Annotated in this window: 7 protein-coding genes; all 7 read right to left on the bottom strand. The window is 72.9% G+C overall.

Going from position 1 to position 8,207, the window contains the following annotated elements; genetic code table 11:
- Nucleotides 1–33 precede the first annotated feature (33 nt).
- From M3Q23_08780 to M3Q23_08750, 7 genes are read right to left on the bottom strand one after another with little or no spacing between them, the layout of a single operon-like run.
- Nucleotides 34–1,053 carry a sulfotransferase gene (locus M3Q23_08780; protein MDP9342179.1) on the bottom strand — a complete coding sequence of 340 codons (1,020 nt, stop codon included), beginning with the start codon at nucleotides 1,051–1,053 and terminating at the stop codon, nucleotides 34–36.
- Nucleotides 1,050–2,144, bottom strand: coding sequence for a Gfo/Idh/MocA family oxidoreductase (locus tag M3Q23_08775; GenBank protein MDP9342178.1), 1,095 nt, complete (start codon nucleotides 2,142–2,144; stop codon nucleotides 1,050–1,052). The genes M3Q23_08780 and M3Q23_08775 overlap by 4 nt, the downstream gene beginning before the upstream one ends.
- On the bottom strand, nucleotides 2,137–3,282 hold the full coding sequence (locus M3Q23_08770) for a Gfo/Idh/MocA family oxidoreductase (GenBank protein MDP9342177.1): 1,146 nt from the start codon (nucleotides 3,280–3,282) through the stop codon (nucleotides 2,137–2,139). Before M3Q23_08770 ends, M3Q23_08775 begins: the two co-directional genes overlap by 8 nt.
- Nucleotides 3,270–4,175, bottom strand: a complete 906-nt coding sequence (locus tag M3Q23_08765; GenBank protein ID MDP9342176.1) for a sulfotransferase — start codon at nucleotides 4,173–4,175, stop codon at nucleotides 3,270–3,272. The genes M3Q23_08770 and M3Q23_08765 overlap by 13 nt, the downstream gene beginning before the upstream one ends.
- Nucleotides 4,172–5,359: a glycosyltransferase gene (locus tag M3Q23_08760; protein MDP9342175.1), complete on the bottom strand. Its 1,188-nt coding sequence runs from the start codon at nucleotides 5,357–5,359 to the stop codon at nucleotides 4,172–4,174. The genes M3Q23_08765 and M3Q23_08760 overlap by 4 nt, the downstream gene beginning before the upstream one ends.
- Complete coding sequence (locus M3Q23_08755; protein ID MDP9342174.1) at nucleotides 5,356–6,438, bottom strand: NAD-dependent epimerase/dehydratase family protein; 1,083 nt, start codon at nucleotides 6,436–6,438, stop codon at nucleotides 5,356–5,358. Before M3Q23_08755 ends, M3Q23_08760 begins: the two co-directional genes overlap by 4 nt.
- Nucleotides 6,435–8,180 (bottom strand): hypothetical protein, encoded by a 1,746-nt coding sequence (locus M3Q23_08750; GenBank protein MDP9342173.1) that lies wholly within the window; start codon nucleotides 8,178–8,180, stop codon nucleotides 6,435–6,437. The genes M3Q23_08755 and M3Q23_08750 overlap by 4 nt, the downstream gene beginning before the upstream one ends.
- Nucleotides 8,181–8,207: the final 27 nt, after the last annotated feature.

Genomic DNA, 8,207 nt, shown 5'->3' with positions numbered 1-8,207 from the left:
GGGCGGCTCCGCTCCGGGCCCGGGGGGCCGCGCTCACGGCGACGCCACCCTGGCCGGGGCCGGAAGGCGAGCGAGTTTCCGGAGCACGCCGGCCACAGGCCGCCGCTGGGGCGCGCACCGTAGCCACGACCGCACCTTCCGGACCGCGGTGGGACGGGTGCCGGACAGTTCGTAGCCGAACTCCTGCATCTCCCGGCCCAGCAGGGCCTCGATGACCTCGAGGTCCTGTCGGTCGAGGGTGTCCCGCCACCGTCCGATGGGCCGGGTGCTGATCCCCTCGAACTGCTGGTCGAACATGGAGTTCCCGTACCACGCCTTGCCCAGCTTGGTCGGGCGGGTCACGTCGTCGGAGAACTCGATGCCGAGCCACGTGCAGACCCGCAGGAGCTCCGCCTCGGGGTCGCGCAGGAGGTCCTCGTACCGGAGCAGGAGCCGGCGGTCGCCGGCGGGCTGCCGCTTCCAGTTCCACACCGACAGGCCCCACGTCGCCACGAAGTTGCCCAGCCCGAGCGTCGCGCCGCCCAGCTCTCGGTTGCGCGAGTAGGACACGTATACATCCCGGGGGTCGCGGACCATGAACAGGGCCCGGGCCCCCGGATACCAGCGGTCGATGGTGTCGAGGTAGTACTCGTTGCGGGGGGTCTTCTCGACCCAGTACTCCCGCCCGGCCTGGCCCGAGGCATCGGCGAATGCCACCATGACCGCGTCCAGCAGGGACCTCGCGGAGCCGTCCCCGGCCAGGAACCGCTCCTCCAGCTCGCGGCGGAACCGGGGGTGGTCGAAGTCCCGGAAGTCCCGGTTCCCCTCGGGACCGCCCTCGTCCAGGACGTGGCCGAGCCGCTCCACGTGGGTCCGTTCCAGCAGGAACCGCAGCGCGTCCTGCCGGGAGGCGAACTCTCGCCCGGCCATCCACCGCAGGATGGAGGTCTCCTCCGGGAAGACGCAGACCCGGGGATGCCCGTCCATGAGGGCGGCGGCCAGCGATGTGCCGGACTTCTGGTAGCCGCAGATGAACAGCGGCGTCGGGGTGCTGGTGCCGCGGTCCGCGGTCATGGGACCCGCACCTCCAGCCCGGCGATGGCCTCGGCCAGGCGCATGCTCTGCACGGCGTCGGCCAGGTCGGAGGCGGGGTCGGACAGACCTTCCTTCCTGCCGACGGCCTCCACGAAGGCCCGATCCTGCGCGTAGAAGCCGGGCTTGAACTCGACGTCGACGGGGTCGCGCAGCAGCGGCTCGGTGCGCCCGTCCTCGAGCCGCAGCGATCCGCGCTCGAACGGCTCCAGCACCGCCTGGATCCCGGTTCCGTCGAGCTGCAAGCGCCACTTCCCCGGGGACCGCCAGTGCGAGGAGAACTGGCCCAGCGCTCCGCTCTCGAACTCCACCAGCGCGCAGAAGCTGTCGCTGGCCCCCTCGCCAGAGGCCCGTCGGACGGCGTGGACGGCCCCGAACGGGCCACCGGCATACCGGAGGAGATCGATGGCGTGGATGGTGTTCGCCACCAGCCACCGGTCCAGGAGCTCGGGAGGCCGGCCGGGGCTGCGGGCAATCTGCGCGACGGGCTCCGGCGCGTCCACGCTCACGCCGATCAGCGGCCCGTGCGCCGTCACCCGGGCCAGGGCCGCCTGCACCACCGAGTACCACCGCCGGTTCACCGCCACCAGGCTGGTCACGCCGCGGTCCTCGGCCAGGGCCGCGAGCTCCTCGGTCTCGCCGGAGGTCATCCCGGGCGGCTTCTCGACCAGCGCCGGGATCCCGAGGCGAAGGACGTCGGCCACCACGCCGGCCGTCGAGAACGGGTCCACCAACACGAGCACGCCGTCGGGCTCGGTCTGTTCCACCATGGCCCGCCAGTCCGAGAACGTCCTGCGGACCCCGAACCGGGCGGCCATCTCTTCGATGCCGGGACCTCCCCGGTTGGCCAGGCCCACCACCTCCACGTCGCCGAACGCGGCCAGCACCCGGAGGTGCTCCGGGGCCACCCGGCCCGCCCCGATGACGGCGATCCGGACCGGGGTGGACATGGGGTCCACGCGGCGACGAACGGTGGACGCAGGGACCACCTCGGACGAGCGTCGGGAGAACAGCTTCCCGGCCGCCGCACGGGCCCGGGCGGCGGCGGCGCGACCGGCGGCGGCGCTAGGCAAACGCCACCTCGAATTCGACGTCGGCGCCTTCCAGCGGAACCGCGACCGGCCGGTGGTCCCGTGACTGCGACAGGTGCGCGGCGATGGCGATCTCCGCGGCCGCCAGGCCGTCCCGCACCCCGCAGGCCACCGTCGGCGGCTCACCCGTCAGCTCCCGGACGGCCAGCGCGAACAGGCCTCCGGGGGAGAGGGTCCCCCGGAACGGGAAGGTCAGCTCGGGCGAGAACGACGTGGCGGCCCGCCAAACCCTGGCTCGCTCGTCCACCACGATCCGCCCCCACTCGCCCTGGAGCACCACGAGGCGGTCCTCCCGCCGCACGTCGCCCGACAGGTCCACGAACAGGCGGATGCCGCCCCGGAGCCCGGCGAGGACGTACCCCTCCGGGTCGTGGAACTGATGACCCCGAGGGTTCGGCCGGCCCGATTCGCGGAGGTGGCCGGTCACCCACTCCGCCTCCGTGCCGGTCAGGAAGCGGGCCAGGTCGAAGAAGTGGGTCCCGGTCATGCCCATCCCGCCGGGGCCGCCGGAAACCGAGATGTGGCGGATCGATCCGATGTGGCCTCGCCCGACGTATGCGCGGATGGACCGGTATTCCGGCGACCACCGCCGCCCGTGGTCCACCGCGACCAGGGCACCAGCCTGCTCGGCCAAGTCCGCCAGCTCCCGGGCCGACGCCACGGAAGTCGACAGGGGCTTCTCCACCACCACCCGGCGGACTCCCGCCTCGATGGCCATCCTGGCCAGCGCCACGTGGGACGGCGCGGTGGTGGCCACGCTCAGGACGTCCGGGGTCTCCTTCTCCAGCAGCTCGGCCGCGTCCCGGTAGAACCGGGTCCAGGGAAGCTGGACCTGCTTGGCCAGGCGGTCCAGGGCCTCGGGACGGAGGTCCGCCACCGCGACCAGCTCCACGTCCGGCGTCCGGGCCAGGGCCGCGCACTGGTCCCGCCCCATCCCACCCGCTCCCACGATGCCCACCCGGACCGCTGGCAGCCCGGGCGGGCGGGGAGACGCGGGGACCGCCACCGCGGGCGGACGGCGTTCCTGGAGGGCCAGCCGCAACCTGCGCCGAGCCCGCCACGCGCGGGCGGGGAGGCCGGTCAGCTTCCGCAGGGCCCGCTTGCCCATCACCGCTCCCACGCCGACAGGTCGAGCCCGGTGAGTGCGGCCAGTTCCCGGTTGTGGGGTTCGAAGAACTCCAAGAGCTGGGCGCGGAGTCCCTCGTCAAGGGGCGGAGTACCGACGCCTCGCCGCGTGTTCACCCGCCGTACGGCGCGGTACAACGGTTGGCGCACGCGTTTCGGAAGCCGCATCCGGACCAGGAGGTGGTACGCGGCCCACTGGACCCCCACGCTCCTGGGCACCCGCGCGCTGTTGCGTTCGACGCCGAACCTGGTGAAGGTGAACCCGTCGTCGACGTCGAGGAACCGGCACAGCGACCCCAACGCCTCGGCGGGCCGGGCCCGGAAGTCCTCGCTCAGCAGGGACGCCATCTGGGAACGGGGGAAAAACTGAAGATAACGCTGGATCTGGTCCGCATAGACGCCACGGCCCAGGTAGGCCACGGTCCAGTCCGCCGGCGCGTCCTCGCGCTCTGCGGTGACGGCCTCCTCGAATGGACGGCGCTCCTTCCCCGTCTGGACGAACAGGCGGTGGTGGGAGTACGCCCGGTCGACGGGGTTTCGCAGGATCCACACCAGCCGAGCGTCGGGGAGGAGCCGGGCGATCCGCTCCGGCACGTCGGGGTGCGCCGAGTAGGCCGGACTCTTCTCCCCCACCAAGGGCTCCCCGCCGTGGCCGGCGAAGCGCCGGGCGTATTCTGCCGGCCCCGCCGCGTACGCGCGCGCGTTCGTGAAGAAGTTGACCTCCTGCTCGGGCATGAAGATCTGGGGATGCTCCTGGAGGCAGTACGCCAGCGCCGACGTCCCGCCCCGCATCGCCCCCACGATCAGGAACCGGGGAAGCACCAGCTCCGCCTGGGCCAGGCCGGTGTCCGGCCGGGGCGCACGCGCCGAGTCGCCGCCCGAGGTCATCTGCCCACCGTGCCCGCGCCGATCCCGGCCTGGCTCCACCGGGCCACGGCCATCTCCGAGAGCTCGCCGAACCGCTCGCCGGCGGACGCGGCCAGATAGCGGCGGAGGAACGTGGCCCGCCCCTCCTCGCCCACGGTGGCAGCCAACGCTGGGTCGTCCAGGAGCCGGGTGGCCGCGCGCACCCACTCCTCACCGGTGGAGGCCACCAGGCAGTTCATCCCCGGGGCCAGAGCGGGAAGCCCGGAGCCGGTCGACGAATCCGTGAGGACCGGCACGCCCCGGGCCCACGTCTCGACCAGCCGCGTCCGGAACCCCAGCCGGATGGGGACGGGGACCAGCATCGCCGCGGCCCGTTCCCACTCCGCGCCGAGGTCGTCCACGAACCCCACGAACTCCAGGCCGGGCTCGCTCCGGACGCGCAACCGTGAGGGGAGGCTCCCCGCGCCCACGATCCGCACGACCGACCGCTCCACCAGCGGGCTCCGTCGCCAGGCCGGCCACACCGTTCGCTGGAAGAACTCCAGGCCGTAGCGGGTCTGGAGCGTCCCCAGGTTCCCCAGCAGCAGGAACGTCCGGCCGTCGCCACGCGTCGCGCGGGCTCCGAAGTCCGGGAACCCCAGCTCGCACAGGACCACGTCCACACCGGACGTCCGGCGGATCAGGTCGACGTCGCCGGGGACGTAGGCGGCGGCGATCCCGCGGGCAGCAGCCTCCCGGAACGCCTCGGCACCGGCCTGCCGGAGCGTCCGAACCCGCCGCCGCATCGCGGCCCAGGCCACCGCGCGGCGGGGCGGATTCTTCGCGGCCAGCGTGCCTTCCCACCGGAACCGGAGCCGCTCGATCTCGCTGGGCGGGTCGCCGCCCAGGAGGACGTGCGGCACCTTCCCGGCCAGGGGCCGGAACGCGGGCCAGGCCCTGACCCCGTAGATCCACACCACGGCCGGATCGACGGCCATGACCCGCTCCGCCACCTTGGGCGCGGCCTCCGGGAACGACGGGGCCGAGCAGTCCCACGTGGGGAACAACGCCCGCTTCACGTCCGGTCCCGGCTTCCCGCAGTAGCACGCCTCGACCTCGTAGCCCGCCGCCTGGAGGGACGCGGCCATCCCGTGCGCGCCGATCTCCCCGCCCGAGTTGGTCCCCCTCGGCAGGAAGTGGGTGAGGAGCACGGCCCTCCTGGTCACACCGGCACCATCTGCCCGGCGTCCAGGCGGCGGTGGGCCACGTCCAGGACCCGGGCCATCCCGTCCCGGAGGGAGATCCGCGGCGTGAACTCCAGCACCTCGCGCATGACCGACGGTTCGGCGTAGCGCCGGTGGACCCCGACGGGACGGTCCTCGAGCCCCCGGACCTCCGGCGCGTACCCCTCGATGTCCGCCATGAGCCGGGCCAGCTCCAGGAACGTGGTGGGCCGCCCCGACCCGATGTTCACGGCGGAGCCGTCCCCGATCCTGGCCAGGGCCCGCTCCATGGCCTCCACGCAGTCCTCGATGTGCACGAAGTCCCGGGCCTGCTCGCCGGTCCCCCACACCACCAGAGGGTCGGCCCGGGAGGCCGCCCGCAGCGCGATGGCCGGCACGGGGTAGACCGGGTCCTGGTGCTCGCCGTACCCGGAGAACGGACGCACCACGGCCACCCGCAGCCCGTACCCGGAGCAGGCCAGCCGGGCCAGGTACTCGCCGGTCAGCTTGCTCCAGCCGTACGTGAGATCCGGACGGAGCAGGCCCCGGTCGAAGTCGATCATGGTCTCGGCCAGCGCCACCGCCCCATCCTCGTCCTGGAGCCCCACCGGGTAGGCCGAGCTGGACGAGGCGTACAGGATGCGGTCGGGCCGGTTCACCTTGGCCGCCCACAGGAAGAACCCCGAGTCGATGGCCAGGTCGATGCCCACCGCGAGAGGATCGCCCTCGATGACGCTGCGGCCGCCCACCACCGAGGCCAGGTGGTAGGCCCGGTCGAAGGGCGGGAGCGGCTCGGGGAGGCGCCGCTCGACCTTCCCCAGCTCGCCCAGGAACACGGCGAGGGCGTCGCCCTGCACGAACCGGACCCTCGCGCCGGTCTCGGCGGCCCGGAACGAGGCCACGGGCCCCGCCGTCTCTCCCTCCGGGACCAGCTCGACCTCCGGCCACGACGGCGGCTCCCGGCCGGTGGAGACGTCGTCGATCACCCACATGGTGGCCTCCGGCAGGTCGCGGACCAGGCGGGCCACCAGGTTCCGTCCCACGAACCCGGCCCCACCCGTGACCAGGACCTGCTCGGTCATTCGCTTCCCATCCTCATCGGCTCCGCGGCCGGGACCGGGAGCGGCTGCATCAGGTCGGGATCGGTCCCGTCCACCAGCCACTCGGAGAGCAGCCGGATCGGCGGCGACGAGGCGAACTGGTCCAGGGACCGGGCGGAGATCCCGATGTTGTCGTGGACGTCGCTCTGGGCCTCGTTGATCCGCTTCAGCTCCATCGGGGCCACGGGGTCGAAGTCGACCTGCCGCCCCATCATCAGCGCCAGGAAGTGTCGTCGGGCCAGGGCCCGCACCTCGTCGGAGAGCGGCGGGACCTGGTGCAGGCGTCGCAGGATGCCCAGGTACTCCTGCTGGGAGGCCGGGTCGACCGTGAAGCCCCGGCCGCTGTAGCGGCCCGTCCCCGCGACCACCGCCGGGACCCCGAAGCAGGGGAACTCCATCCCCACCGTCCCGTTCACCGTGAGGACGTAGTCCACCAGCGGGAACAGCGACCTCGTGCTGATCGGCGTGTCGGCCCGCATGATCCGGACGTGCTCGGGGAGCGGCATGAGCCGGCGCAGCAAGGCCATCTCCGATTCCTCGGGGTCCTGGCGGCCCTCCCGCTGGAGCTTGAACACGTTGAACGGATGCAGCTTGACGATCCAGTTCATGTCCGGGCACTCGGCGGCCACGAACTTCACCGTCTCGAACAGCCAGGTCTCGAAGTCCTCGTACAGCGAGGTCCCGAAGAAGAACGCGGCGTCCCAGGCCATGTGGGAGAAGATCACGGCGGTCTTCTTGCCCGGGTCCAGCCCGAGAGCATCCCGCACCTCGCGGGGCGAAGCCTCCCGCTTCCCGCTCATCAACCGCCGGGTGTCGTCGGTCGAGTCCGGGAGGTAGCGGTTGGCGAACTCCCGCTCCATGAGCGCCTCGTGCTCCTCGGTCCACGGCGACGCCAGCACGCGCTGCCAGGTCGGATCGGACAGCGAGAAGTAGTGCTCGCCCTTGCTCTGCGGCGTGTAGCGCTTCAGCACCCAGGTGCCCCGCCGCTGGCCCTGCTCATACACGAAGCAGTCCACCCCCCTGGCCAGCGCGGCCTCGTAGATCTCGCCGTTGGGGATATAGCCCGCGTCGCGGACCAGCATCTTCCGCAGCGGGTACCGGTCCAGGAACCGCTCGGCCACCACGGTGTTGCGCACCGCGTCGGCCAGGAAACCCCGCAGCAGCGCGACGGTGGCCGGGTCGTCCAGGTCCAGGCGCCCCTCCAGGCGGCGGCGGCAGGTCATGGACAGTGCGTGCTTACCGACGTCCACGCCGTGGTAGGTCTGCTCCATGAGCCCCCGCACGGTGGGGCGGGCCGGAAGCATCCGCGCAACGGCGGCCGCCACCTCCTCGGGGGGCGGGGCCAGCTCCCGGGCCAGGTGGTCCCACATCACCACGCGGTCCACCCCGAACAGCCGGAAGTACCGGTGGGCGAACCGGTTCCCCGAGGAGTTCAGCACGACCGGCGTCATCCCCTGGAGCTGCGCGGCCTTCGCCACCACGGCCTGGAACTTCGCGTGCAGCGGCAGGTTGGTGAAGGACAGGATCCCGGTCAGGGTCCCGGGGTCGGCCCGCTCGGCGCCCCCACGGCCCCACCCGCGCACCTCGGCGCGGGTGCGGCGGAGGTCCTGGCGGATCTCCCGGTCCTTCCACCGGCGCTCCGGGTCGAGCCACCGCCGGCGCAGGCGGGCCAGGGGCCGGTACAGCCCCACCCGATCCAGCGCCCTGGCGACGTGACGCGCCACGAACCCTCCCCGGAGCCCCGGGTCAAC

The organism is Actinomycetota bacterium (assembly GCA_030774015.1).
In the GTDB taxonomy this organism is placed as follows: domain Bacteria; phylum Actinomycetota; class UBA4738; order UBA4738; family JACQTL01; genus JALYLZ01.
Note: the sequence above shows the minus strand (reverse complement) of the source record. Positions and strands in the feature narration are given on the sequence as shown.